This window comes from Rhizobium hidalgonense, from assembly GCF_002914525.1.
GTDB lineage: Bacteria > Pseudomonadota > Alphaproteobacteria > Rhizobiales > Rhizobiaceae > Rhizobium > Rhizobium hidalgonense.
Map to the genome: position 1 here is coordinate 167581 of NZ_LODW01000127.1, position 24498 is coordinate 192078.

22 protein-coding genes are annotated in these 24498 nt (G+C 62.0%); 14 read left to right on the forward strand and 8 right to left on the reverse strand.

The annotated features are described in order from the left end of the window. The first annotated feature begins 419 nt into the window (after nucleotides 1–419). A complete protein-coding gene (locus ATY29_RS34280) occupies nucleotides 420–1172 on the forward strand; it encodes a pyridoxine 5'-phosphate synthase (RefSeq protein ID WP_025416591.1) in 753 nt (250 codons plus the stop codon). 365 nt (nucleotides 1173–1537) lie between these two features. Here the strand turns inward: ATY29_RS34280 and ATY29_RS34285 are convergent, their stop codons facing one another. Then, the gene (locus tag ATY29_RS34285; protein WP_003564778.1) at nucleotides 1538–2437 is read right to left on the reverse strand and encodes an SDR family oxidoreductase; all 900 of its coding nucleotides are present in this window, start codon (nucleotides 2435–2437) and stop codon (nucleotides 1538–1540) included. 122 nt (nucleotides 2438–2559) lie between these two features. Between ATY29_RS34285 and ATY29_RS34290 the strand changes: the two genes are divergently transcribed. Further along, nucleotides 2560–2976 (forward strand): winged helix-turn-helix transcriptional regulator, encoded by a 417-nt coding sequence (locus tag ATY29_RS34290; RefSeq protein WP_003564776.1) that lies wholly within the window; start codon nucleotides 2560–2562, stop codon nucleotides 2974–2976. Here the strand turns inward: ATY29_RS34290 and ATY29_RS34295 are convergent. The 4 genes from ATY29_RS34295 to ATY29_RS34310 form a co-directional block, all read right to left on the reverse strand. Next, nucleotides 2973–4187 carry an MFS transporter gene (locus tag ATY29_RS34295; protein ID WP_097534145.1) on the reverse strand — a complete coding sequence of 405 codons (1215 nt, stop codon included), beginning with the start codon at nucleotides 4185–4187 and terminating at the stop codon, nucleotides 2973–2975. The genes ATY29_RS34290 and ATY29_RS34295 overlap by 4 nt on opposite strands. Nucleotides 4188–4285: 98 nt before the next feature. Further along, nucleotides 4286–4909, reverse strand: a complete 624-nt coding sequence (locus ATY29_RS34300; protein WP_097534146.1) for a TetR/AcrR family transcriptional regulator — start codon at nucleotides 4907–4909, stop codon at nucleotides 4286–4288. Between the two features lie 68 nt (nucleotides 4910–4977). Beyond that, nucleotides 4978–5895, reverse strand: a complete 918-nt coding sequence (locus ATY29_RS34305; RefSeq protein WP_097534147.1) for a bifunctional helix-turn-helix transcriptional regulator/GNAT family N-acetyltransferase — start codon at nucleotides 5893–5895, stop codon at nucleotides 4978–4980. A gap of 237 nt (nucleotides 5896–6132) precedes the next feature. Beyond that, entirely contained in the window at nucleotides 6133–6852 is a 720-nt protein-coding gene (locus tag ATY29_RS34310; protein WP_097534148.1) for an aspartate/glutamate racemase family protein, read from the reverse strand. 152 nt (nucleotides 6853–7004) lie between these two features. On the opposite strand from ATY29_RS34310, the gene ATY29_RS34315 reads away from it, so the two are divergent. From ATY29_RS34315 to ATY29_RS34330, 4 genes are all read left to right on the forward strand, one after another. Further along, nucleotides 7005–7469 carry an Lrp/AsnC family transcriptional regulator gene (locus ATY29_RS34315; protein ID WP_003564767.1) on the forward strand — a complete coding sequence of 155 codons (465 nt, stop codon included), beginning with the start codon at nucleotides 7005–7007 and terminating at the stop codon, nucleotides 7467–7469. A gap of 176 nt (nucleotides 7470–7645) precedes the next feature. Further along, the gene (locus ATY29_RS34320) at nucleotides 7646–8179 is read left to right on the forward strand and encodes a BA14K family protein (protein ID WP_003564765.1); all 534 of its coding nucleotides are present in this window, start codon (nucleotides 7646–7648) and stop codon (nucleotides 8177–8179) included. 262 nt (nucleotides 8180–8441) lie between these two features. Continuing rightward, the gene (locus ATY29_RS34325) at nucleotides 8442–9707 is read left to right on the forward strand and encodes an NAD(P)/FAD-dependent oxidoreductase (protein ID WP_097534228.1); all 1266 of its coding nucleotides are present in this window, start codon (nucleotides 8442–8444) and stop codon (nucleotides 9705–9707) included. A 542-nt stretch (nucleotides 9708–10249) separates the two neighbouring features. After that, entirely contained in the window at nucleotides 10250–12193 is a 1944-nt protein-coding gene (locus ATY29_RS34330; RefSeq protein WP_097534149.1) for an elongation factor G, read from the forward strand. A 266-nt stretch (nucleotides 12194–12459) separates the two neighbouring features. Here the strand turns inward: ATY29_RS34330 and ATY29_RS34335 are convergent, their stop codons facing one another. Next, nucleotides 12460–13506 (reverse strand): NAD(P)-dependent alcohol dehydrogenase, encoded by a 1047-nt coding sequence (locus ATY29_RS34335; RefSeq protein WP_003564759.1) that lies wholly within the window; start codon nucleotides 13504–13506, stop codon nucleotides 12460–12462. 217 nt (nucleotides 13507–13723) lie between these two features. Here ATY29_RS34335 and ATY29_RS34340 point away from each other — a divergent pair, with 217 nt between their 5' ends. The 3 genes from ATY29_RS34340 (at nucleotide 13724) to ATY29_RS34350 (ending at nucleotide 17469) form a co-directional block, all read left to right on the forward strand. Beyond that, nucleotides 13724–14632: an AraC family transcriptional regulator gene (locus tag ATY29_RS34340; RefSeq protein ID WP_003564757.1), complete on the forward strand. Its 909-nt coding sequence runs from the start codon at nucleotides 13724–13726 to the stop codon at nucleotides 14630–14632. 99 nt (nucleotides 14633–14731) lie between these two features. Continuing rightward, the gene (locus ATY29_RS34345; RefSeq protein ID WP_097534150.1) at nucleotides 14732–15787 is read left to right on the forward strand and encodes a glycosyltransferase family 2 protein; all 1056 of its coding nucleotides are present in this window, start codon (nucleotides 14732–14734) and stop codon (nucleotides 15785–15787) included. Then, on the forward strand, nucleotides 15787–17469 hold the full coding sequence (locus tag ATY29_RS34350) for a hypothetical protein (RefSeq protein WP_097534151.1): 1683 nt from the start codon (nucleotides 15787–15789) through the stop codon (nucleotides 17467–17469). The genes ATY29_RS34345 and ATY29_RS34350 overlap by 1 nt, the downstream gene beginning before the upstream one ends. On the opposite strand, the gene ATY29_RS34355 is transcribed toward ATY29_RS34350, so the two are convergent. Further along, complete coding sequence (locus ATY29_RS34355) at nucleotides 17464–18468, reverse strand: sugar-binding transcriptional regulator (RefSeq protein WP_025416579.1); 1005 nt, start codon at nucleotides 18466–18468, stop codon at nucleotides 17464–17466. The two genes, ATY29_RS34350 and ATY29_RS34355, sit on opposite strands and share 6 nt — an antisense overlap. 93 nt (nucleotides 18469–18561) lie before the next feature. After that, nucleotides 18562–19596: a sn-glycerol-3-phosphate import ATP-binding protein UgpC gene (locus ATY29_RS34360; protein ID WP_025416578.1), complete on the reverse strand. Its 1035-nt coding sequence runs from the start codon at nucleotides 19594–19596 to the stop codon at nucleotides 18562–18564. Nucleotides 19597–19748: 152 nt separating this feature from the next. On the opposite strand from ATY29_RS34360, the gene ATY29_RS34365 reads away from it, so the two are divergent. Genes ATY29_RS34365 through ATY29_RS34385 form a run of 5 tightly spaced genes read left to right on the forward strand, consistent with a single transcriptional unit; the run spans nucleotide 19749 to nucleotide 24484 of the window. Continuing rightward, nucleotides 19749–21107 carry an extracellular solute-binding protein gene (locus ATY29_RS34365; RefSeq protein ID WP_097534152.1) on the forward strand — a complete coding sequence of 453 codons (1359 nt, stop codon included), beginning with the start codon at nucleotides 19749–19751 and terminating at the stop codon, nucleotides 21105–21107. A 13-nt stretch (nucleotides 21108–21120) separates the two neighbouring features. Then, the gene (locus tag ATY29_RS34370) at nucleotides 21121–22086 is read left to right on the forward strand and encodes an ABC transporter permease (protein WP_025416576.1); all 966 of its coding nucleotides are present in this window, start codon (nucleotides 21121–21123) and stop codon (nucleotides 22084–22086) included. Nucleotides 22087–22088: 2 nt separating this feature from the next. Then, nucleotides 22089–23009, forward strand: a complete 921-nt coding sequence (locus ATY29_RS34375; RefSeq protein WP_097534153.1) for an ABC transporter permease subunit — start codon at nucleotides 22089–22091, stop codon at nucleotides 23007–23009. Between the two features lie 28 nt (nucleotides 23010–23037). Beyond that, a complete protein-coding gene (locus ATY29_RS34380) occupies nucleotides 23038–23778 on the forward strand; it encodes a glycerophosphodiester phosphodiesterase family protein (protein WP_097534154.1) in 741 nt (246 codons plus the stop codon). Continuing rightward, a complete protein-coding gene (locus ATY29_RS34385) occupies nucleotides 23768–24484 on the forward strand; it encodes an HAD family hydrolase (protein WP_025416574.1) in 717 nt (238 codons plus the stop codon). Before ATY29_RS34380 ends, ATY29_RS34385 begins: the two co-directional genes overlap by 11 nt. Nucleotides 24485–24498: the final 14 nt, after the last annotated feature.

Consider the following 24498-nt stretch of genomic DNA (forward strand, 5'->3'; position numbering starts at 1 on the left):
CCTCATGCGGATTTGCCAGTTGCTTCCCGGGCGCGGCGAGTGGGGTTTTCCTCTAGGCATTTCTTATCGTGGGAAAGAAGCAGTACGCGGCTTACGTTTACGCGACACAATGTCCACGTTATGCGTGAACGATCTTTTTTATAAGTGCTAAAAATAATCTCTTTTAAATGGGATAGCAACGCGACGGCATATTTTGCACCGGTTGCCTTGTGTGTTTGCAGCAAAACATCTGCTGCGCTGCAGTATTTTCCGGTCGTTTTCAAAGGCGACGGGAATTGCTGTTTGCAGTACGCGCGCGGGGTGGACGCCACGTTCCATGAGCGATCTGCATCGCATCCATCTGCGAATCTCGTTGGCCATCGCGCGGCACTTGGCTTAAAAGCAGGGCCTCTTATTCCCGTGACCGATGGATATAAATCATGCCCGCCAAGCTATCCGTGAACCTCAACGCCATCGCCATGCTGCGCAACCGACGCGACCTGCCCTGGCCGAGCGTCGAAGCGCTCGGGCGTATCGCGCTGAAGTCCGGCGCCAGCGGGTTGACCGTGCACCCGCGCCCCGACCAGCGGCACATCCGTTTTTCCGACTTAGCCGTCATCCGCAACCTGATCGACGATGAATTCCCCGCGGCCGAGTTCAACATCGAGGGTTACCCCACCGAGGAATTCTTCGAGCTCTGCGCCGGCGCCGCGCCAGAGCAGGTGACGCTGGTGCCCGACGATCCCGCGCAGGCAACCTCCGATCACGGCTGGGATTTCCGCAAATACCAGGCCTTCCTGACCGATGCCGTTGCGCGGCTGAAGGCGATGGGATGCCGGGTCTCGCTGTTTGCCGATGGCGATGGCGATGCGCAGGCGGTCGAGATCGCCAAGGCGGTCGGCGCCGACCGGATCGAACTCTACACCGGCCCCTATGGCGGCTGCTACGACGCGCCGGAACGGGCGGGCCCGATTCTCGAAGCGCTGGGGAAGACGGCGGATGCGGCTCTGGCGATCGGCCTTGCCGTCAATGCCGGGCATGATCTGACGGTCGCAAACCTGCCTGAGCTGGTGAAGCGCATTCCTGATCTGGCTGAGGTTTCGATCGGCCACGGACTGACCGCCGATGCACTGGAATATGGCATGGCGGAAACGGTTCGGCGGTTCCGCCGTGCTTGTGGGCAGGTGGTTTGACAGTATCGTCCAGCAGTGCCTGGGGTTACCCCCTCTGCCCAGCCGATCTCCCCCACAGGTGGGGAGATCGGCTGGGCGCGATGGTTTCCCCAAATAACTACCGTATAGCTGCTGCGCTACGGCAGTGGGGGAACGAAGGTCCAACCTCTTGCCGATCTCCACCCTTGTGGGGGAGATGCCCGGCAGGGCAGAGGGGGGCCTACACGGCACTTCCTCTCCTCCGTCATTTCTGTCCTCAGGGCTTGGCCCGCGCGATTTTACAGGAATTCACGCACGGCGCGTCCGTGCCGTGCGTAACTTATTTGACGTGAAGCTTCCTCACTCGCACTGCATCCCTGCGATGTTGCGCGGGGATGTATGAGAGATCAATGGCTGCCGGCCGCCGTCAGCGCAGCCTTATGCGCCACGAAGAAATCCTTCAGCGTCTGCGGCTGTTTGCCCGTCAGCTTGGTGAAGTCCCCGGTGACGATGTCGAACTTGCCGGCGCGGATATTGGCGTCGGCTGACACCAGCATGTCGGCGACGAAGCCGGGGAGACCGGCGCCGCGGATACCCTGGCCGAGCTGTTCGTCATTGACGTCGATCACGTCGAGTGGCTTGCCGGCGGCTTCGGAAACGATGGCGGCGATCTGCCGGTTGTTCAGCGATGCCGTGCCCGTCAGCGTATAGGTGGCGCTCTCGGATGTGCGGGAGGCAAGAGCTGCGGCGATAGCCAGGGCGCAGTCGTCTCGCGCGATGGTCGAGACCTTGCCGTCGCCCGTGGCGCTGTACCATTTGCCGCCCTGCAGGTTGTGCGGCATGCCGTGCAGGTAATTGTCGTGATACCAGGCGTTGCGGAAGATCGTATAGGCGATGCCGCTTGCCTTAACGGTGTTTTCGCTGCCGAGGTGATCGGGTGCGAAGGTGACGAGCGAATCGTCTGGCGCCGGCATCGAGGTATAGGCGATGTGCTTAACGCCTGCCTTGGCGGCAGCAGTGACGGCGGCCTTGTGCTGGGTGAGGCGTTTGCCGGGGGTATCAAGCGCATCGGTGCTGATGATCAGCAGCCGGTCGACGCCCGAAAAAGCCTTCTCCAGGCCGGCTTGATCATCGAAATCGGCCTTGCGGGTAACGACGCCCTTGTCTTCGAGAGCGGAGAGCTTCTCGGGGCTGCGCGTTGCCGCGACGATCCTGCCCGGGGCGACATTGTAGGTTTCGATGAGGTGGTGGATGACACGCTGGCCGAGCTGTCCGGCAGCACCGGTGACCAGGATGGTTTCGCTCATACGTCATTTCCTTCTGCGTTTGACGGCGGTCTCAAAAAGAGACTAACACTAGAATAGGAATTGACTTCGCGGTGTAAAGGAGGCAGTTTTTGGGCTGCAAGTTACCAAAAGGGAACCAGCAGATGAGCGGCGAGGTCTTCAGCCTCAAGAACAGGATGCCGGGGATGCGGCGCGAGATCGATCTCGCCGGCCTCGATTTTTCTAACTGCCCGGTCAGGGACATGATGCAGCACATCGGCGGCAAATGGTCGACGCTGCTGCTCGAAGTGCTGGCAGCCGAGCCCCGCCGCTTCGGCGAACTGCGGCGCATGCTTCCCGATATTTCGCAGCGCATGCTGACGCAGACGCTGCGCGACCTTCAGAGGGATGGTTATGTCAATCGCGAAGTCTTCCCGACCAAGCCGCCCAGCGTCGAATACTCGATGACGGAACTCGGCCGTTCGCTCTACCAACCGCTGTCGCAACTGTTGAACTGGGCGGAGGCGAATCATGATGCCGTTCGCGCCGCCCGTTCGCGTTTCGATTCTGCCGACATCTAGGCCGATTTGCCGCGGCCCTCCGTCAGGAACAGCAGGAAGGCGAGGGCCGGGAAGGCGAAGCCGATCCAGGCGGTCATCGTCCAGCCGCCGGTCGCATAGGCCCAGCCGCCGAGCGCCGAGCCGATCGCGCCGCCGGCAAAGAAGGTGGCCATGAAGAGGCCGTTCAGCCGGCTGCGGTGTTCCGGGTTCAAGCCGTAAATGGCGCGCTGGCCGCAGACGAGATTAGTCGTGACCCCGAAATCGAGCGTGATCGCGGCCACGGTCAAAAGGATCAGGGCGGTGAGCGAGCCGTCGTTTGCGAAATGACTGATCAGGAAGGACGCCATGCCGAGCAGCATGGCGATGGTCGAGGCGATCTTCGTCATGCCGCGGTCGGCAAGTCGGCCGGCGATCGGTGAGGCGATGGCGCCGGCGGCGCCGGCGAGCGCGAAGAGGGCGATGCCGTTCTGCGTCAGGCCGAAAGCCGGGCTTGCGAGCAGCAGCGGCGTCGTCGTCCAGAACAGGCTGAAGGCGCCGAACATGCCGGCCTGGTAGAGGGCGCGGCGCTGCAGCACACGCGAGGTGAGCGCCAGATGGGCCATAGAGGCGAGCAGCTCGCCGTAGCGCAGTTTCGTCTTCGGCCGCCGGACCGGCAAGTTGGCGCGCAGGACGATGGCGAGCACGAGCATCAGCACCGCGGTGATGTAATAGACCATGTGCCAGGAGGAGGCCTCGGCAACGAAGCTGGCGAAGGGGCGGGCGAGCATGATGCCGCAGAGCAGGCCGCTCATGACATTGCCGACGACCTGGCCGCGCGTTGCATCCGGCGCCATGTTCGCGGCGAAGGGAACCAAAACCTGAACGGCGACCGATGACAGGCCGATGCAGAGCGAGGCGACGAGGAAGGCCGTGGGCGTCGACGACAGTGCTGCGCCGATCAATGCAACGGCAGAGACGGCGATCAGCATAAGCACCAGACGGCGGTTTTCCGTGAGGTCGCCGAGCGGCACGATCAGCAGCAGGCCGAGGCCGTAGCCGATCTGCGTCAGCGTGACGATCAGGCCGGTGGCGGCCGGCGTGAAGCCGAGTTCGGCGCTGATTAAGCCGGCAAGCGGCTGGCCGTAATAGAGATTGGCGGCCACCAGCCCGCAGGCGGCGGCGAAAAGAAAGGTGAGCCAGGGAGATAGCGCCCGTGGAATGGCCTTATCCGGCGTGGTGGCTGAAACGCTCATTGGAAACTCCGGTATGAATGAAAAATGTAGTCGCAAATCGTCTTGCCGCCGGCCACCCATTTCCCGCCGGGGAATGCCGGGCATTTCTCCGGGAAGTATCAGGTCACCAGCTTCATCGCGGCTTCGGCAGCCGCCGCCATTTGCTCGCCGCTGCGTCCCGCCTTGCCGATAACGCGCATGCCCTTGGTGAGGCAGAGCAGGGCAAGTGCTACCCCCGAGACATCGAGATCCGCCGAAATCGAGCCGTCGGACTGGCCGAGGCGGATGAGGTCGGCGAGAAGCGTCTCGTCGGTCGTGAAGGCGGTGGCGACCCGCTCGGCCGCCTCTTCGTCGAAGAGCGCGAGATCGCCGGCGCTGCCGACGACGAGGCACCCCTGCCTGCCGATTTCACCGTGCGAAGAGCCGGCAAAGAAGGTGATCAGCTCATGGAGCTTTTCGCGGCCGGTCTCGACGCCGGCGAGTTTCGCGCCGAGCAGGCCGCGGCGTACGGCGCGGTAGCGATCGAAGGCGGCCAGGAAGATGCCGCGCTTGTCGCCGAAGGCCTTGTAGACGCTGCCTGATGCAAGCCCCATGGCGTCGGTAAGTTCGCTGATCGATGCGGCGTTGTAGCCACGCTCAGAAAAGACGCGGAGGGCGGCGTCGAGGGCGGCCTCCGCATCGAATTCCCGCGGACGGCCGCGGCCCCGGGACTTCGCTTGATGGTCGAGGGTCATTGTGTTCATGCCCCTAATTAGGAAACGATCGTTTCCAAATCAAGCAAAATTTTGCGCCGCGGCAAGCGGGAGGTGAATCACAAGATCAGAACCCAGTTTTGGCCGTTGGCTTCCGGACCGAACATTCGATGTCTCTCCTCGGAGACAAGGCGGAAGCCTGTTTTGACGTAGATGGCGCGGGCGGTTTCCAGCATGTCGTTGGTCCAGAGCTGGAGCTCGCTGTAGCCCTTCTGCCTGCAAAAGCGGATGCATTCGTCGACCAGCAGCTTGCCAAGCCCGAGGCCGCGGGCTGATTTGTCGACATAGAGCAGTCGCAGCTTGGCGATGCCGTCGCCGCCATTGGTGACGAGGACGGAGCCGACATTGACGCCGCCGCGTTCGGCGATCCAGCAATATTCGAGCGCAGGATCGAAATTGGCGAGGAATTTTCCGGCGACCTCGGCGACCAGCGCCTCGAAGCGCAGATCCCAGCCATATTCCGCGGTATAGAAGCGGCTCTGGCTCTGGACGATCCAGCCGATATCACCGGCGCGATGGGCGCGGATGATGGCGGGTGCGGGCTTGGCCGCCGGGTCGAGCAGGGCGCGGATCGTGTCCATGGCGGAAACGACGGCTTGCGGCTCGCCGATCGCGAGATTGTCAAAACGGGCGGCGATCTGGGCATTGGCGCGCCGACCGAGTTCCTCGAACTCCTCGCGTCCCCGGTCGGTGACATTGATGATTAGGCTGCGCAGATCGGCCGGATCGGGATCGGTCCTGATCAGCCCTTCGGCGCGGAAACGCTTGAGGATGCGGCTGAGATAGGCGGCGTCGAGATGCAGGTCGCGGACAAGTGCTGCGGCACTGACGCCGTCATGCGAGCCGATCTCGAAGAGGATGCGGGCATCCGTCAGCGTATAGGGCGAGTCGAGATAGGCCTTGTTCAGGAGGCCAAGGAAATTCGTATAGAAGCGGTTGAAATCGCGGGCTGTTTCGATGAGGGCGATGTCGGACATGGTGATCTCCAAAGGGAGATCTTGTCAGGTTGGTGACAAGCCCCGCTCCTTGCTCGCCGTCATCCTCGCCTTGTGCCGAGGATCTGCTGCACGATCAACCGGAAGCAGAGGCTCGGTGCAAGCCCGAGCATGACGAAAGAAGGGTTGGCCGACGGTGTCAACAAACTGACAAAAGTCTCCGAATGAAGACCTTTGTCATGCATTTAGTTGACTGAGTCAACTAAATTGTCAGCCACCTCAGGCGGCTTCCTCTTCCACTTCTTCCTCTGCCCCAAGAGCGAATTCCACCGCTGCCCGGGCATGGATCGCAGTCGTATCGAAGCCCGGCAGCGGCAGGCGGTTGGGGTCGAGGATCAGGCAGATCTCGGTGCACCCGAGGATGATGCTGTCGGCGCCGTTGTCGACAGCGCGGTCGATGATGTCGATCAGCTTTTCGCGCGAGCTGTCGTGTACCCTACCGGCGCAGAGCTCATTGAAGATGATGTCGTGTACTGTGGTGCGGTCGGCGGCGTCGGGCACCATGATGTCGATGCCAAGGCCCTTCATGCGCTCGGCGTAGAAGCCGTGCTCCATCGTGTAGCGGGTGGCAAGCAGCAGCGGGCGCTTGCGGCCGGCCGCATGCAGCGATTTCGCCGTCTCGTCGATGATGTGGATCAGCGGCACGGAAATCTTCGCCGCGACTTCATCGGCGATCAGGTGCATGGTGTTGGTGCAGATCAGGACGCAGCCGGCGCCGCCTACCTGAAGGCGCAGAGCCACGTCGGCGAGGCGGCGGGCGGCCATATCCCAGTCGCCGGCCTTCTGAAGAGCGACGATCGCTTCGAAATTGACCGAATGCAGGATGAGCTCGGCCGAGGCGAGGCCGCCCTTGCGGGCGCGCACCATCTCGTTGACCAGGCGGTAGTAGACCGCCGAACTTTCGAAACTCATGCCGCCGATCAGGCCGATCGTATCCATCTCTTCATGCTCCTCATGCTTCGAGTTGCGAAAATAATGCCGCAATGCCCGCGCGGTGTGTTTGCTTTATTTGTCCTGCGCGTCCAATACATGCTATTATTTTGCGCGATTTGGAGAGAACGCGCAAAATTGGGGCGGGAGGTGATTTACGCATGCTTGACGATCGCGACAGACGCATTCTCGACATGCTGCAGAAAGATGCAGGCATATCCGTGACCGATCTGGCCGAGCGCGTGGCGCTTTCGGTGTCGGCCTGCTCACGGCGGATCCAGCGGTTGGAAGACAGCGGCCATATCGCCAGACGCATCGTCGTGCTCGATCGGGAGAAAATGGGTGTGCCGACCACGGTCTTCGCGCTGGTAAAGACGGCGCACCATTCCGATGAATGGACGGAAACCTTCCGCCGGATCATCGCCGACATTCCCGAGATCGTCGAGGCGCACCGGCTGACCGGCAATCACGACTACATCCTGAAGATCGTGCTGCCGCGCGTCGAGCATTACGACGTGATCTATAAGCAGATCGTGCGCAAGCTCGAACTCTTCGACGTCTCGGCGTCGATCTCGATGGAAGAATTGAAACATGGAATGGCGATACCGGTGGGCTACGCTAGGTGAAGGTGTCATGCTGGAAAAAACAAGGTTCGATTGCGGGAAAAGCCGATAGTACTCGGCCCTATCGATAGCGATTTATTTGTCTCGATACGGAACGTTTTTCGATATATTATGTTCACCTTTGGTTCAGGAGGAGGGGAGGATATTTCCTTCTCTTGGAGGAGCAGAGGAGAACAGTCATGAGAAAGCTAAGCGTCGCCGCGTTATGCTTGATCATAGGTGTCCCCGGCATCACGCCGGCTCAGGCATTTCCGGCTATCAACCCACCCAGGATCGAAGCACAGCAGCAGATAGAACATGTGCAATGGCGTGGCCGTGGTGGGCACTGGGGTGGCGGCTACCACGGAGGCGGCGGCTACTACCGCGGAGGTGGGTATTACGGCCATCATCACAATGGATCAGGCTGGGGCTGGGCCCTGGGCGGCCTCGCCGTCGGCACCATCATCGGTGGCGCACTGGCGCAGCCCTATTACGGTTCGTATTACGGGTCGCCTTACGGCTATTATGGCTCGCCCTACGGCTACCGCCGGCCTTACGGTTATTACGGCGGCTACTATGGCAGGCCCTATCGGGCCTATGCGTCGTCCGCCTATTATGGAGGGGGCGGCAGCCACGAGAGCTGGTGCTATGCCCGTTATCGTTCGTACAGGGCGTACGACAATAGCTTCCAGCCCTATCACGGACCCCGTCGCCAGTGCGTCGGTCCCTATTGATTTGGCACGTTAAGCATATGCCGCTGTGAACGGGCTGCAGGCGCCGTCTTGCGACCCCATTCACAGGGGCATATCTGCGTCGCACCCAAGCCGAAGCTCGCTCTGGGCAGCTATGACGCCGCCGGACTTCCGCTCCATAAGCCCACAATCTCAGCGCCGTCGACTGCGATCGGCGCAGGGGAGACATGCCGAAACGGCGGTTGCAACCATTGGGCCGATGGCCACATTTGGTTTTGAGCAAAATGGCGCAAAGGGGCATGTCATGAGCGATCATCACGTCGTCGTTGTCGGCGGCGGTTTCGGTGGGCTGCAACTGGTCAACGGGTTAAAAGGGGCGGGTGTGAAGATCACGCTCGTCGACCGGCGCAACCATCATCTCTTCCAGCCGCTGCTCTATCAGGTGGCGACGACCATCCTCTCCACCTCGGAGATCGCCTGGCCGATCCGCCGCCTGTATGCCGACCGGCCTGATGTGACGGTGTTGCTCGGCGAAGTCACCGGCGTCGACAGCGGCGCGAAAACGGTATCCCTCCGCAACGGCATAACTCTGGGTTACGACACGCTGGTGCTGGCGACCGGGGCGACGCATGCCTATTTCGGCCATGACGAATGGGAGCCGGTGGCGCCGGGCCTGAAGACGCTGGAGGATGCGACGACGATCCGCCGGCGCGTGCTGCTCGCCTTCGAGAAGGCGGAGATGGAGAGCGATCCTGCCGTGCGCGACGCGCTTTTGACCTTCACCATCGTCGGGGCCGGGCCGACCGGCGTCGAGCTTGCCGGCATCATCGCCGAGCTCGCGCATTTCACCCTGCCGAAGGAATTCCGCAACATCGATACGCGCAAGACCCGCGTCGTGCTGGTCGAGGCCGGCCCGCGGGCGCTGCCCAGCTTCGCCGAGGAGCTTTCGGCCTATGCCGAGAAGGCGCTGGAGAAACTCGGAGTTGAGATTCATCTCGGCAGGGCGGTGACCGAGTGCAGCGCCGACGGTGTGAAAATCGGCGAGACCTTCGTTGCCAGCCGGACGATCGTCTGGGCTGCGGGCGTCACCGCCTCGCCGGCGGCCCGATGGCTTAACGTGCCGGCCGACCGGGCGGGGCGCGTCGCCGTCGAAAAGGGTCTGAGCGCGCCTGGCTTGCCCGATGTCTTCGTCATCGGCGACACCGCCTCCGTCATGGGCGAGGACGGCAAGCCGGTGCCGGGCATCGCGCCCGCCGCCAAGCAGCAGGGCGGCTACGTCGCCAAGGTCATCCGCGCGCGTCTCTCGGGTAAACCGGCGCCGGGGCCCTTCCGCTACCGGCATCAGGGCAGCCTGGCGACGATCGGCCAGAGTGCGGCAATCATCGATTTCGGCCGGATCAAGCTGAAGGGCTGGATCGCCTGGTGGATATGGGGCCTTGCCCACATCTACTTCCTGATCGGAACCCGCTCCCGCTTCTCCGTCGCCTGGAGTTGGTTGTGGATCTATCTCAGCGGCCAGCACAGCGCTCGGCTGATCACTCAGCGGGAGACGATGCGGGAGGAGGCGTAGGCGGGAGACTAAAGGCTGTGCCCCTAATCGGCTCGTGGAACGATGCTGTCTGATGTGCCGCGGGTGAGCGGCATGGATAGCGTTAGCAGTATTGCCATTGATCGGTGAGGTTTGCTGTCAGCAGGGCATCCCCACGGATCCTTGTTGCAGTGCTCCACCTTTCCTCCCTCATTCCTGTGCCTGTCACAGGAATCCAGTGCGCCCAAGTCCTTGGGCGCGGGAGACTCTCTTCCCGAACACGGTGAGTTATTCACCGCGCGGACGCGCGGTGGCTGGATCCCTGTGACGAGCACAGGGATGAGGTGGGTGGGGTGACGTCTCCACGCTAGATTTTCTGCCACAGGCCTGAGCTGGTTTTCGCCATACGACGGAAGGGTAACATGGCCCTGCTTGACTTATCTTTATACACGCCCTTAGGTTTGGCCCGCGTTTCCCAAAACCACTGGGGTGACGCAGCCGTCGTTTTTAGCCGACAGAGGTTCCAATGCGCCAACGCACTTCTCACGAAAATCACATCCGAATTTCTGAGAAGTTGGTGGTTCATGCGCACATTGAATCTGGGCATCCTCGCCCATGTGGATGCAGGCAAGACTAGCCTTACCGAAAGACTGCTTTTCAACGCCGGCGTCATCGACCAGCTCGGCAGCGTCGATACCGGCAATACACAGACGGACAATCTCGAACTCGAACGGCAGCGCGGCATCACGATCCGGGCCGCGGTGGTGTCGTTTGCGATCGGCGACAGGATCGTCAATCTGATCGATACACCCGGCCACCCCGATTTCATCGCCGAGGTCGAGCGGGTGCTGGGATTGCTGGATGCCGCGGTCGTCGTCGTTTCGGCGGTCGAAGGCGTGCAGGCGCAGACTCGCGTGCTGGTGCGGGCGTTGCGGCGGCTGAAGATTCCCTTCGTCTTCTTCGTCAATAAGATCGATCGCCGCGGTGCCCGATATCTGGGGGTACTGGAGGCGCTTGCCGCGCAGCTCTCGGTCCGGCCGATTGCCATGTCGTCCGTCGTCGATGCCGGCAGCAAATCTGCCCGGGTGGAAGCGCTCGTTGCGAGAGACGAGCCGCTTTTTTCGGTGCTCTGCGAGGTGCTCGGCGAAAATGATGAGGCACTGCTTGATGATTATGTGCTCGCGTCCGATCGGCTGACTGGGGAAAGGCTCAGGCGCTCTCTGGCGGATCAGGTGGCGCGCGGTCTCGTCCATCCCGTCTTTGCGGGGGCCGCGATGACCGGCGTCGGCATACCTGCCCTGGCATCGGCCATTGCGACGATCCTGCCCGAGCGCTGCCCCGACCCGGATGGGCCGATTGCCGGCAGAATCTTCAAGATCGAGCACGGCTGGGGCGGGGAAAAACTCTGTTATCTCTCCCTGGCCTCGGGCACTGTCCGGCTCCGGCAATATCTGGATCTGCCGAAAGGCCCGGAACGGGTAACCGGGATCCAGGTCTTCGAGGACGGCCGGGTCCATGGCGCCGATGGCCTCCGCGCCGGGCAGATCGCACGCGTCAGCGGTCTCGCCAGCGCCCGCATCGGCGACGTGGTGGGCGGCGATCCCGTTGGCCCACAGGCTCACTTCGCGCCGCCGACGCTCGAAACCCGCGTCCTTGCCCGCCGCCCTTCCGAGAAGGCGGCGCTGTGGCTGGCGCTGAACCAGATGGCCGAACAGGATCCGCTGATCAATCTGCGCCGCAACGAGGAGACGGACGATGTCTTCGTCTCGCTCTATGGCGAGGTGCAGAAGGAGGTGATCCAATCGACGTTGCTGACGGATTTCGGCCTCGAGGCTGGGTTCGAGGAGAGCACCGTCATTTTGGCCGAGAGGCCTGTGGGGATCGGAACCGGCCTGCAGATCCTCTTCAAGGAACCCAATCCGTTTTTCGCCACCATCGGCCTGCGTGTCGAGCCGCGTCCTGCCGGGGCGGGCAACAGCTTCGCGCTCGAAGTGGATGTCGGCCAGATGCCGGTCGCCTTTTACCGGGCGGTCGAGGAAACCGTCTTCGAAACGCTGAAACAGGGTATTTCAGGCTGGCAGGTCATCGATTGCCACGTAGCGATGACGGCGGCCCGGCATAGCTCGCCGGCAAGCACCGCCGCCGATTTCCGCCAGCTGACGCCCTGGGTGCTGGCCACGGCGCTATCGGCGGCGCAGACCGGGCTCTGTGAGCCGGTCGACCACTTTCATATCGAGGCGCCGGCGGAAAGTTTGAGCCGTGTTCTCACATTGCTTGCGAAAGCGGCCGCGACGACGACGGATTCGGTGATCGCCGACGGCGTCGCCCGACTGGACGGCACCCTGGCCTCTCAAATGGTGCGGGGCGTCCAGCAGCAATTGCCAGGCCTGACGAGCGGGGCGGGAACGATGGAAACCGCTTTCGATCATTACGCTTCGGCGGCGGGTCCGCCGCGCTTGCGTGGGCGTTCGGGGCCTAATCCGTTTAACGGGGCGGAATATCTGCTGCGGTTGCGGAGGAGTGTGTGAAACGTGATTTTGATCTGGGCGTGCCGGATCCCGGTGCCGAGCGCAATTGAGGAGAGGGCATGCAGTGTGGTCACCCCCTCTGGTCGGCAGGGCAGAAGGGTGACCCCACGGCATGCAGGCTCGAATCCGGCTGCGGCGTTCCGGGGGGGGGGCGGGCGAGATTGGCGCTTGCGGGTGACGCTTTGAGTCCCTTCGGATCGCACCTCAGCATGAGGGTGGTGAGTCCGCCTAAAAGGCGGCTCTTTCGAGCCACCTTCTTACTATCCTCAGGCCGCCAGCGAGGCGATGTCGATGACGAAGCGGTAGCGGACGTCGCTCTTCAGGACGCGTTCATAGGCTTCGTTGACCTGATCGATGTTGATCTTCTCGATCTCGGAGACGATGTTGTGCTTGCCGCAGAAATCCAGCATTTCCTGGGTTTCCTTGATCGAGCCGATCATCGAGCCGGAGATGCTCCTGCGGCCAGGAACGATCGAGAAGGCATGCACCGGGATCGGGTTCTCAGGCACGCCGACGACCACGAAGGAGCCATCCACCTTCAGGAGGCCGAGGTAGGCGTTCCAGTCGATTTCGGCGCTGACGGTGCAGATGATGAGATCGAACGTGCCGGCGAGCTTGGTGAAGGTTTCCGGATCGTTGGTGGCGTAATATTCCTTGGCGCCGAGCTTCAGCCCGTCTTCCTTCTTGGAAAGGCTCTGGGAGAGAACGGTGATATCGGCGCCCATGGCCGAACCCAGCTTGACGCCCATGTGGCCGAGGCCGCCCATGCCAACGATCGCGACCTTCTTGCCGGGGCCGGCATTCCAGTGGCGCAGCGGCGAATAGAGCGTGATGCCGGCGCAAAGCAGCGGCGCGGAGGCGTCGAGCGGCAGATTGTCAGGGATGGACATGACATAGCCCTCCTTGACGACGATCGAGTCGGAATAGCCGCCTTGGGTGCGCGTCTTGCCGTCAGCTTCGAAGTCATTGTAGGTGCCGCTGAGACCCGGCATGTACTGTTCGCGATCGAGGTCGCGCTCGGCGCAGCCGATACAGGAATCGACGAAGCAGCCGACGCCGACGCGGTCGCCGACCTTGAATTTGGTGACGGAGGAGCCGACGGCCGAGACGATGCCGGCGATTTCATGTCCGGGAACGATGGGATAGACGGCGTTCTTCCATTCGTTGCGGACAGTGTGGATGTCCGAATGGCAGATGCCGGCGAACTTGATGTCGATGACGACGTCATCGGGGTTCGGGTTGCGGCGCTCGAAGGTGAAAGGGGTCAGCGGCTTGGAAGCGTCGGTGGCAGCGTAGCCTCTTGCAATAGGCATGGGAACCTTCCTTTTCGTTTTGCGAGGGGTTGAGCGGGATGGCGGACTATTGCCCGGATGTTGGCAAGGGCGTTAGAGCGATCCTCTCAGCTTCTTGCACGATCCTCCAAAAGTGAGGCGCCCGCCTGTTTGCGAAATGGCAAAGACACTCTAAATAGGGGCGTATCGCCCGCGTCAGACAGCTGACAGTCAGACAGCTGAAAGAAAGAGTTGCCGCATGACTTTGCCCTTCAGCCCCTATCAGGAAATCGTCGACATCGCGATGCGCTTTGCACCTGGCGACGGTGAGTTCTCGACTGCCATCGGCAATCTTCATGTCAGCCGCCGGTCCAAGCCCAGCGATCCCTTGCACAGTAGCTACCGCCCGTGTTTCGCCTTCGTGCTGCAGGGGGCCAAGAGCCTGCAGCTCGGTACGGAGCAGATCAGCTACGGCACCGGCGACTATCTTTTGACCTCGCTCGACCTGCCTGTCGCTTGGCGGGTCACCGAGGCAAGCCCCGAAGTGCCGCATCTCTGTCTCGGGCTGGCAATCGATTCCGAGAAGCTGTTGGAGTTGCTCAGCCGCATCGACATTCCACGCCCGGCCGCGCATACCGACGGGCAGCGCGGGATGGTGGTGAACGTCGCGCCGCCGGAGCTGATGGATGCCGCTGTCCGCCTGCTGCGCTTGCTCGATCGTCCGGGCGATATTCCCGCTATGGCGCCGCTGATCGAGCAGGAAATCCTTTACCGGGTGCTGACCGGCCCGCACGGCGCCCGGCTGATCAATATCGCCACGGCAGACAGCCACAGCAACAGGATTGCGCGCGCCGTCGCCTGGCTGAAGGAGAATTTCGCGCGGCCGCTGCGCATCGAAGACCTTGCCGAGCGCGTAAACATGAGCGTGTCGTCCTTCCATCACCATTTCAAGTCGGTCACAGCGATGACGCCGGTCCAGTACCAGAAGCAGCTTCGTCTGCACGAGGCGCGCCGGCTGATGTTCGTCGAGCGCCTTGATGCGGGCACGGCCGGCCACCGCGTCGGCTATCAGAGCCCGTCGCAATTCAGCCGCGAATACAGCCGCCTCTACGGCGCGTCGCCGGCCCGCGATGTCGACGGCGGGCGTGAGATCATGGCGGCGGAATAGAGTTCACGGACGCTCGGCGGCGACCAACCGGCCATTAAAGGATGTTTGACGTTTCCCGGCTAGGCTGGCGCTATCAATCAAGCAGGCACCGCCGTCCGCATGACGCAAGCACCGTCTCTTTCCATCGTCGCGCCTTGTCACAACGAGGAAGAGGGGCTGCGCGAGTTTTGTCGCCGCGCTGCCGCTGCCGCGCAGAGCGTTGCTGGCGACGCCTTTGAACTCATCCTCGTCGATGACGGCTCGTCCGACGGCACCTGGGAGATCATTTCGGATCTGGCGGCAAAAGTGCCGCAGGTGCTCGGCGTCCGTCTCCTGCGCAATCACGGCCACCAGCTGGCATCAACGGCGGGTCTTTCGGCGTCGCGGGGCGAGCGTGTGCTCCTGATCGACGCCGATCTTCAGGATCCGCCCGAACTGCTTTTGATGATGATGCCGATCATGGAACGTGGCGCCGACGTCGTCTACGGCCAACGCACGCGCCGCGAGGGTGAAAGCTGGTTCAAACTCGCCTCAGCTTCGCTTTTCTATCGCGCTCTCTCCAGGCTCGCTTCCGTGACCATTCCGCGCGATACCGGCGATTTCCGGCTGATGCGCCGGCGCGTCGTCGATATTCTGCTGGCGATGCCGGAGCGTGATCGTTTCATTCGCGGCATGGTCAGCTGGATCGGCGGCAGGCAGGTGGCTCTGCCTTACGAGCGGGACGCCCGTTTTGCCGGCACGACGAAATATCCGCTGCGCAAGATGATCAATTTCGCGCTCGATGCGATCACCAGTTTTTCCACGACGCCGCTGCGCATCGCCACATGGCTCGGCATGATCAGCGCCGGAGTCGCGATGGCGTTGCTCGTTTTTACCTTCGTTCGCTGGCTCCAGAACGAGACGGTCACCGGCTGGTCATCGGTCATGGCCGCCGTCAGCGCCTTCAGCGCCATCCAACTGATTTGCATCGGTATCATCGGCGAATATCTCGGCCGTCTCGTGCAGGAGAGCAAGCGGCGGCCGATGTTCATGATCGAGACGATCCTGCGGGGCGGCGATCAGGCCGAACTGCCGACGGCTTTCTCGGAGATGAGCGCCGGCGACAAGCGCTCCGCGCTGGATGCGGCCTTTGCATCCGGCGAGCCGCGCTCGCAAAAGAACAGCCGGATCGGATGATGGACCGGATTACTGCGCCTGTTCACGCGGCAGCCGGGCCCGAAGAACTGGTTGCCAGGCAGGATTCCACGATTGCGATCATTGCTTTCGTCGCGCTTGCCACGGCCCTGGTGGTGCTGTTCCGCTTTCCGCCGGTTCTCGACTATGCAAATCACTACGCCCGTATCTGGCTTCTTTCGGGCGGGATCGGCGAGCAGCCGTTTCCTGAAATCTACGCGATCGATTGGAACCGCACCTTCACCAATGTCGGGATCGATCTTCTGGCGACTTCGGTAGGGCCGCTGGTCGGCGCCGACAGGCTGGCGCGGGCTTTGCTTTTCCTGGCGATCGTGTTGCCGCCGCTCGGCGCGATCAGTCTGCACCGCGCGCTTTTCGGCGGCCGGTACTATTGGCAGATCGCCATGCTGTCGCTTGGCTGGTGCGCGACGATGATCGGCGGCTTCATCAACTTTCAGATCGGCCTCGGCATGGCCTTGTTCTTCGCCTGCGCCGACCTGCGGCTGCAGCGCCGAAATCCGGTTCTGCTCTTTGCCTGGCGGCTTGCCGCCGCGCTGCTGCTGACGGCGATGCACATCTTCTCGCTCGGCTTCTATATGGCGATCGTCTGCGGCCTCGAATTTTCCTGGCGTTTCGACATAGTGCGATCGAAGGCAGGGCTGCTGAGGCTCGCCGGCCGTTTGGCGATGGCGATTGGCGCCTGCGCCCTGCCGCCGCTCGCACTTTATCTGCGCACGACCGCCTTGCCGAACGCCGGCGGCGATGGTCTCGGCCTTGTCTGGAACGACGGCGTCGTCCCGATCGTCATGAACCTGCTTTCCGCCATTACCACCTACGTCCCGGTGGTGGATGTCCTGCTGGTTCTGCCGCTGATCCTCATCTGCACCCGCGCCGTTCGCGCAGGCGATATCCGCATGCATGCGGGCCTTGCCGTCGCCGCCTGCGGTTTGCTGCTGCTCTCTTGTGTCGCACCGCTCCACATGCTCGGTACCGGCTGGATCAGCTGGCGTTTTCCGATCATGACGGCGCTCGTCTCCATGGCGATGGCGTGCCCCTTCGCCAATCTGACGCGCCGGCAGGCGCTCTTGTTGGCGCTTGTCGTCAATCTCGCGGTTTTTGGCCGGACCGGCTGGATCGGCTGGAATTGGTGGCTGGCACAGAAGGATGCCGCTGCCGTCGAGGCCGTGCTGAAAAATGTGCCGGCCGGCGCGGCCGTTCTGCCTCTGGGGCACGAACCCGAGATGGTCAGCGATTTTGCCCGCTCCAACCGGCATTTTGCCTGGGGACTGGATAGCTTCCGGCACCTGCCGACGCTTGCCGTACCCTTCTCGCATGCTTTCGTGCCGACGCTCTTCACGGCCAAAGGCAAGCAGCCGCTCTCCGTTCTGCCGCCCTGGTCGGAGATCGCGGTTCCCGAGGGCGATCTGGTGCCGATCAGCGTGCTTTCATGCCCTGCCATGATGCGGGAATATCAAAGCTATGCGCCTTATCTCTTGGACTGGCGCAGGCGTTTCGATTTCATCCTCGTTGCCAATGCCGATATTCCCGACCGCTATGTCGGCGCCTTGATGCCGGCGGGGCTGACGCTGATTGAGGATGCCGGCTTCGCGAAGCTCTACGCAATCGACAAGGCGGCGCCGGCAGAGCCTCCCTCGGTGCCTGCCGGTTGCGCCACGGCTCTATGAACCGCTGCGCGCCCGGAGATCGAGCGCAAGCCGTCGCGCTTGCCGGGCCGTTTCTTCGTCGCAGATCAACACGTTCCCCAGACCGGACAGCAATACGGCGGCAATAGCCTGCGCCTTGTTCAGGCCGCCGGATGCGAAGATGACGTTCGGAATGGCGCGCAGAGCTTCGAGCTCGGGAGCGATCGCGCATCTGTTTATCGCGTGTTCGATCGGCCGCCCGGTTTTGTCGACGAACTGGCCGAGCACGTCACCACAGGCGCCGGCTGCGATCAGTTCCTCTATGTTGATGCTGCTCGGCAAGCCGTAGCGCATCAGCAGCGAACGTTCGGTCATGTCACCGATGCTGAGCACGATGACGTCATTGGCTTCGATCTGCCGAAAGGCCGTCTCGAAGACATCCTGCCTGATAATCGCCATCCGCGACTCGGGGCTGCCGGCATAGATCGGCGCAGCAAGATAGGAGCATTCGGCATTGAGCTGGCGGGCAAGATCGCTGGCAATGTCGAAGGTATTGATTTCAATGCCGTGGGTCAGCCCGCCCATGACAGAGTTGACGCAGATATCGGGCCGTCTCAGCGACGGCATGTGACGCACCATCTCGCGAAGCGTCGCTCCCCATCCGACGCCGACGCCGCTTATCTCGCCGCCGTTCAGCAATTGGACGAGATAGTCGGCCGCCGCCTGGCCGAGCAGAACGGGGATCAGCTCCTCGTCTTCGGGGGTCGGCACGATGATCGCCCGGTTGAGCGAGAACTCCGCCGCCAGCTGCTGCTCCAGGGCGACGCAGGAGGTCAGTCGAGAATTGAGGGTGATTGTCACCAGGCCCGATCGGCGCGCCTCGGCGATGATCTTGTTGACACGAAGCCTGTTGGTCGAAAGCGCTTCTGCAATCTCACCCTGGGTGCGTCCCTCCATGTAATAGAGCCAGACCACGCGCACCTGCATCTGCTCATCGGGGAGCGCTATGGGCTGGAAAGAAGCACCTCGGTTCTGTGACATGCAATAATCTGCGCCTCCAATTCGATGGCCATGGATCTCAAATCCCTGACGCTTGTCAATCGCAAGGGTCAGTCGTCCTCTGCTTCCTCCTCCTTAATCGGTTCGCCGGCCTGTCGTGCTGTTGAACGGATGCAAACCGCCCCTTTTTACATGGCACGAAATGCGATCGCCTTCCTGCAGACGCCGATCGGTGGGGACGCTCGCCACGATGCGCTTGTCGCTGCCATCGATGCGCAGATGCACGTTGTTCTCGTCGCCAACGGTTTCGATCAATTCGACATTGGCGTCGAACCGGAGATCCTGGGTTGACCCGTCGCCGAGGCTGATCGCACTCGGCCGGATACCGATAAGATCCGTGCTCTTGGGTAGCGCGAGGTCACAAGGTCCCAACTCGTCGAGATCGATCAGGTTCATCGGCGGAGAGCCGATGAAGCCGGCAACGAAAACGGTCTCGGGGCGACGATAGACCTCGATCGGTGTGCCGACCTGCTCGATCCGGCCGCCGTTCATGACGACCAGCCTGTCGGCGAGCGTCATGGCCTCGAGCTGGTCGTGCGTGACATAGAGGCTCGTGGTCTTCAGCTGCCGCTGCAGCCTGCGGATTTCGACGCGCATTTGCACGCGCAGCTTCGCATCGAGGTTGGATAAGGGTTCGTCGAACAGAAAGGCGGCGGGATCGCGGACGATGGCGCGGCCCATGGCAACGCGTTGGCGCTGTCCGCCCGAAAGCTGGCGGGGGCGGCGCTCGAGGAAGTCGCCGATTTCCAGGATGCCGGCGGCATTGGCAATCCGTCGGTCGATCTCGTCGCGCGGCACGCGGCGGTTCTTGAGCCCGTATTCGAGATTCTGCCGAACGGTCATGTGTGGATAGAGCGCGTAATTCTGGAACACCATGGCGATGTTGCGGTCGGCCGGATCGATATGGCTGACATCGCTGCCCGATATCCTGAGGTGCCCGGAGCTTATGGCTTCGAGGCCGGCAATCATCCGCAGCAAAGTCGATTTTCCGCAGCCGGAAGGCCCGACAAGCACGATCATCTCGCCGTTTGCGACGGTCAGATTGATCCCTTTTACCGCCGGAACCGCTCCGTAGTTCTTCTTGAGATCGATCAGTTCAATAGCTGCCATGGCATCCTCCTCTGGCATCGTCATACATTTGTAACACGCTATTGACATTTGTAACAAGTAACCCCAACCTTGTTTTATCGCCACTCTGGGAGGGGTTGATCGGCGCTTAACATGCCGGTCGGCGAACAATGGCAATGGAGAGGAAAACGACAATGACGGCAAAGTCTTCAATAGGCGTCCGCGTGGGGCGGAGGATCCGGTCGTTCGCGGCAGGTGCTGCACTGGTGACGCTCGGATTGGCCAATTCCGGCGACGCCAGCGCGGCTAATCGCGTCAAGATCGAATGGTGGAATGCGGCCGGCGGCCGCCTCGCCGAGATCACCAACAAGCTGATTGCCGACTTCAACGCCTCGCAGGACAAATACGAGGTCGTCGGCATCGGCAAAGGCAATTACGAGGAGACCATGGCGGCGATGGTGGCCGCCTACCGCGTGCACCAGCAGCCGGTGCTGATCCAGGCGGCCGAGCGGGGCTTCCTGACCATGTACAATTCCGGCGCCATCATTCCGGTGCCGGAGCTGATGGAGAAGGAAGGTTACAAGATCGACTGGAACGATTTCCTCGCCCCGGTGGCCGGCTTCTATCTCGTCGACGGCAAGCCGGCGGCGATGCCGTTCAACAGCTCGACGCCGATTTTCTGGTACAATGCCGATCACTTCAAGGCGGCCGGCTTCGACAAGCCGGGCGAGACCTGGCAGGAGCTCGACAAGCAGCTCGGCGCCATGAAGGAGAAGGGCGTTTCGAAGTGCCAGATGGCGCTCGCAAACGACTTCTATTGGAGCCTCATCGAAAACTATGCGGCGATCCAGGACCAGCCTTACGGCACCAAGGCGAATGGTTTCGGCGGTCTCGATACCGAGTTCACCTTCAACAAGAGCCCGCTCGTCGTCAGTCAGGTGGCACGCCTCAAGACGTGGCTCGACGCCGGCATTCTGCAGATCGCCGGCCAGGGCCTCTCGCCCGACCAGTTGTTCACCTCTGGAACCTGCTCGACCTATGTCGCTTCCACCGCGGCCCATGCCGCCGTCGAGAGCGGCGCAAAATTCAATTGGAGCGCGACGTTCCTGCCGCATGAGGAGGGCATCGAGCCGAAGAACAGCACCATCGGCGGCGGCGCGCTGTGGGTTCTGAAAGGCAAATCGGAGGAAGAATATGCGGGTGCCGCCGCCTTCCTGAATTTCCTCGCTTCGCCGAAGACGCAGGTCTGGTGGAGCAAGCAGACCGGCTATGTTCCGGTCACGAACGCCGCCTATGAACAAGCCAAGTCCGAGGGCTATTTCAAGGATCATCCGACCCGCGAGATCGCCATTCTTCAGCTCACGCGGGGAACGCCGACGGACAATTCGCGCGGCTTCCGCTTCGGCAATCATAATCAGTCGATGGCGCTTCTGGTGGAAGAGATCCAGGCTGTGTGGACCGGCCAGAAGACACCGCAGCAGGCGCTGGATGCGGCGGCGGCGCGCGGAAACCAGATCCTTCGCCAGTACGAGCAGCTTCATGCAGCAAAGTAGAACCTTCGGAAAGATGGAGGGCGCCGCCAGGCGCCTTCGCATCCCGGATATTCTGTCGACAGGCCGGAGGAGCGCGCAGCCCTCGGAGGCCGGGTTGAAGTCGGCTCATTTCAACAAGCCCTGGCTCGCTTTCGGCCTGGTCGCGCCGCAGCTGCTGATCCTCCTGTTCTTCTTTTTCATCCCTTCCTACAAGGCGCTGTCGCTGGCCTTCGTTCAGGTCGATCCCTTCGGCGGCACCGAGATTTTCGTCGGTGTGAAGAATTTCTCCAATCTGTTCGCAAGTCCGGAATATCGCGGAAGCGCGCTGTTCACGCTGTGGTTCACCATTGCCCAGAACGCCGCGACGCTTCTGCTTGCCGGCCTGTTTGCCTTCGCGACCGATTTCGTGATCAGGGGCAGGGGGATTTATAAGAGCATCATTCTGCTGCCCTATGCGATCGCCCCCGTCATATCAGGGGTGATCTGGGCCTTCCTGTTCAATCCGGCCGTTGGGCCGATTGCGCAGTTCCTACATGGGCTCGGAGTCGAATGGGATCCGAACCGGCGTCCGTTGGATGCGCAGCTGCTGGTCACCATCGCGTCGGTCTGGAAGAACGTCTGCTACGACTATATCTTCCTCGTCGCCGCATTGCTGGCCGTGCCAGTCTCGCTGCTGGAGGCGGCAAAGCTCGACGGCGCAAGGCCTGTCCGGCGCTTTTTCACGATTTCGCTTCCCCTGATCTCGCCGACGATCTTCTTCCTCGTGGTGATGAACTTCGTCTACGGGCTGTTCGAGACCTTCGGCATCATCGACGCGGTCACCCGCGGCGGCCCGGCGGGGGCGACGAATAGCCTGGTCTACAAAGTCTATCAGGATGGCTTCGTGCAACTGGACCTCGGTTCGTCGGCCGCTCAGTCCGTGCTGCTGATGCTGATCGCCATCCTGTTCACCATCGTCCAGTTCCGCGCCCTCGAGCGCAGGGTCAATTATCAGGTGTAGTCATGCCCGAACGCCATCTCGGTCTTTCGATTTTCTGCCATGCGGTCTTGCTCATCGGCGCGGTCTTCGTCTGCCTGCCGCTCTATTTCGCATTCGTCGCCGGCTCGCTCACCTTGCAAGAGGTTCAGCAGGCGCCGTTCCCGGTGATGCCGGGTTCGCATTTCTTCGAAAACCTCGCCGCCGCCTGGCAGCAGGGCGAGTTCTCCCAGCTGTTCCTGAACTCGATCATCGTCACCGCCGGCATCGTCATCGGGAAGCTGGCGATCTCGCTGATCGCCGCATTCGGCGTGACCTATTTCCGCTTCCCGCTTCGCATGACGGCGTTCTGGCTGATCTTCGTGTCGCTGATGCTCCCGGTCGAGGTCCGCATCATTCCGACCTATGAAGCAGTCGCCGATGCCGCCGGGCCGGTTCGCTGGCTCGCCGGGATAATCGGTCTGTCCGGCGTCATCGAACAGCTGACGGGATACAGCATCGAAGCCTCGTTGAAATGGAACATGGTCAACAGCTACGCCGGCCTGATCCTGCCGCTGATCGCCTCTGCCTCGGCAACCTTCCTGTTCCGGCAATTCTTCCTGACCGTTCCCGACGAACTCTGCGAGGCGGCCAAACTCGACGGTGCCGGCCCGCTGAAATTTTTCAAGGATATCCTCCTGCCGCTGTCGAGCGCCAACATCGCCGCCCTGTCGATCATCCTGTTTCTCTACGGTTGGAACCAGTATTTGTGGCCGCTGCTCTTTACGACCGACAAGGAGATGGGAACCGCGGTGCTCGGGTTGAAGCAACTCGTCCCCGTCTCGGACTCCGCCCCTGCCTGGAACATTGCGATGAGCGCTGCGCTGCTCGTCATGCTTCCGCCTGCGGCCGTCATCCTCTTCATGCAACGCTGGTTCACCAAGGGGCTGGTGGACTCCGGAAAGTAACACGCCGAATCTCAAGGAAATTCAGACGATGGTGCATATTATCGGCCACCGCGGTGGCCGCAATCTCTGGCCCGAAAACAGTCTTTCGGGCTTCCGCAAACTCGCGCAAATGCCAGTCGACGGCGTGGAGTTCGACATCCACCTGACGCGTTCGGGCGAGATGCTGGTTATTCACGACCCGACGCTCGAGCGTACCACGGATGCGCAAGGGTCGGTCGCCGATCTCGGCCCCGGAAAACATCGTGAAATCAGGCTCAAGGAGAGCGATGGGGAGACGATCCCGACGCTGGAAGAGGTGTTTGCCGTCTTCAAGGATACCATGCTCGAGCTTCATATCGAACTGAAGACCCATGCCGATGGAACGCCTTATGAGGGGCTTGCCGCCAGGGCATTTGCCGCGGTCGAGCGGCTTGGTCTACCTGAGCGCTCGATCCTGACGAGCTTTCATCCTGATGTGCTTGTCGATATTCGCAAGGCCGCCCCTGGAATTCGCACCTTGTCGTCCGTCGATGCCAAGTCGGCCGCGCGTCTCGGCCTGGCGAGCGGTCTCAGCCTGATGAAGCAATGCTCGGATATTATCGCCGTCGAAAAGTCGCTGCTTCTGGCGCAGTGGGATGAGATCACTCAACTCGTGCCGCTCGACAGTCTCGGCGCCTGGGTACCGAACGAATTGAGCGATCTCGAATACTGGCTTGCCAAACCGATCCGGCAGATCACCACCGACCGGCCGGACCTCGCCTTGCAAGCGCGGGGTGAGCATGCTCAATAGCCGCATCGATTATTCCGGCATGCCCGGGGCCATGGATAATATCGACCTCGTGATCTTCGATTGCGATGGCGTGCTAATCGACAGCGAGCCGATCGCCAGCCGCACTCTGGCGGAAACCTTGCAAGGCGCTGGCATCGCAATCAGCGCAGCGGAGGCCCATGTCAAATTCACCGGCAATTCGGAGAGCATCATCGCCGAGATGTGCCGGCGCGATTACGGCATCATCGATATAGCCGCGCTGTTTCAGACCTGGCATCTGCACCTGTTCGACGAATTCGCGCGCTCGCTGACGCCCATTCCAGGTATCTCCGCCATCGTCCACAATCTCAACCGGCCGAAATGTGTCGCATCGAACAGCACGATGCAGCGGCTGCGCAACAGCCTGGGCAAACTCGATCTGTGGAACGCCTTCGGCGAGGGCGTCTTTAGCGCCGAAGTCGTCCCCCGGCCGAAGCCGGCGCCGGATCTGCTGCTGCATTGCGCCGAGCGTTTCCGAGCCCGGCCGGCCAAATGCGTCATGATCGACGACAGCCCTCATGGCGTGGCGGCAGCGGTAGCCGCAGGCATGATAGCGGTTGGATTCGTCGACCCGACCGATCCGAGAGCTGGCCGCCGGGCGGTGCTGGATGCTGCCGGAGCGGTCGCCATTGCGACCGGAGCAGATGAGCTCGCCGCCATTCTGGAAAATGTCGGAGAGAGGCTGTGACGGCGATCGTCCCG

Bases quoted from the DNA above. Each gene is read 5' to 3' on its own strand.
- ATY29_RS34280 (WP_025416591.1), top strand. From the start codon at position 420: ATGCCCGCCAAGCTATCCGTGAACCTCAACGCCATCGCCATGCTGCGC.
- ATY29_RS34345 (WP_097534150.1), top strand. From the start codon at position 14,732: ATGACGCAAGCACCGTCTCTTTCCATCGTCGCGCCTTGTCACAACGAG.
- ATY29_RS34380 (WP_097534154.1), top strand. From the start codon at position 23,038: ATGGTGCATATTATCGGCCACCGCGGTGGCCGCAATCTCTGGCCCGAA.
- ATY29_RS34370 (WP_025416576.1), top strand. From the start codon at position 21,121: ATGGAGGGCGCCGCCAGGCGCCTTCGCATCCCGGATATTCTGTCGACA.
- ATY29_RS34385 (WP_025416574.1), top strand. From the start codon at position 23,768: ATGCTCAATAGCCGCATCGATTATTCCGGCATGCCCGGGGCCATGGAT.
- ATY29_RS34360 (WP_025416578.1), bottom strand. From the start codon at position 19,596: ATGGCAGCTATTGAACTGATCGATCTCAAGAAGAACTACGGAGCGGTT.
- ATY29_RS34365 (WP_097534152.1), top strand. From the start codon at position 19,749: ATGACGGCAAAGTCTTCAATAGGCGTCCGCGTGGGGCGGAGGATCCGG.
- ATY29_RS34335 (WP_003564759.1), bottom strand. From the start codon at position 13,506: ATGCCTATTGCAAGAGGCTACGCTGCCACCGACGCTTCCAAGCCGCTG.
- ATY29_RS34295 (WP_097534145.1), bottom strand. From the start codon at position 4,187: ATGAGCGTTTCAGCCACCACGCCGGATAAGGCCATTCCACGGGCGCTA.
- ATY29_RS34340 (WP_003564757.1), top strand. From the start codon at position 13,724: ATGACTTTGCCCTTCAGCCCCTATCAGGAAATCGTCGACATCGCGATG.
- ATY29_RS34290 (WP_003564776.1), top strand. From the start codon at position 2,560: ATGAGCGGCGAGGTCTTCAGCCTCAAGAACAGGATGCCGGGGATGCGG.
- ATY29_RS34350 (WP_097534151.1), top strand. From the start codon at position 15,787: ATGGACCGGATTACTGCGCCTGTTCACGCGGCAGCCGGGCCCGAAGAA.
- ATY29_RS34315 (WP_003564767.1), top strand. From the start codon at position 7,005: ATGCTTGACGATCGCGACAGACGCATTCTCGACATGCTGCAGAAAGAT.
- ATY29_RS34310 (WP_097534148.1), bottom strand. From the start codon at position 6,852: ATGGATACGATCGGCCTGATCGGCGGCATGAGTTTCGAAAGTTCGGCG.
- ATY29_RS34305 (WP_097534147.1), bottom strand. From the start codon at position 5,895: ATGTCCGACATCGCCCTCATCGAAACAGCCCGCGATTTCAACCGCTTC.
- ATY29_RS34325 (WP_097534228.1), top strand. From the start codon at position 8,442: ATGAGCGATCATCACGTCGTCGTTGTCGGCGGCGGTTTCGGTGGGCTG.
- ATY29_RS34375 (WP_097534153.1), top strand. From the start codon at position 22,089: ATGCCCGAACGCCATCTCGGTCTTTCGATTTTCTGCCATGCGGTCTTG.
- ATY29_RS34355 (WP_025416579.1), bottom strand. From the start codon at position 18,468: ATGTCACAGAACCGAGGTGCTTCTTTCCAGCCCATAGCGCTCCCCGAT.
- ATY29_RS34330 (WP_097534149.1), top strand. From the start codon at position 10,250: ATGCGCACATTGAATCTGGGCATCCTCGCCCATGTGGATGCAGGCAAG.
- ATY29_RS34285 (WP_003564778.1), bottom strand. From the start codon at position 2,437: ATGAGCGAAACCATCCTGGTCACCGGTGCTGCCGGACAGCTCGGCCAG.
- ATY29_RS34300 (WP_097534146.1), bottom strand. From the start codon at position 4,909: ATGAACACAATGACCCTCGACCATCAAGCGAAGTCCCGGGGCCGCGGC.
- ATY29_RS34320 (WP_003564765.1), top strand. From the start codon at position 7,646: ATGAGAAAGCTAAGCGTCGCCGCGTTATGCTTGATCATAGGTGTCCCC.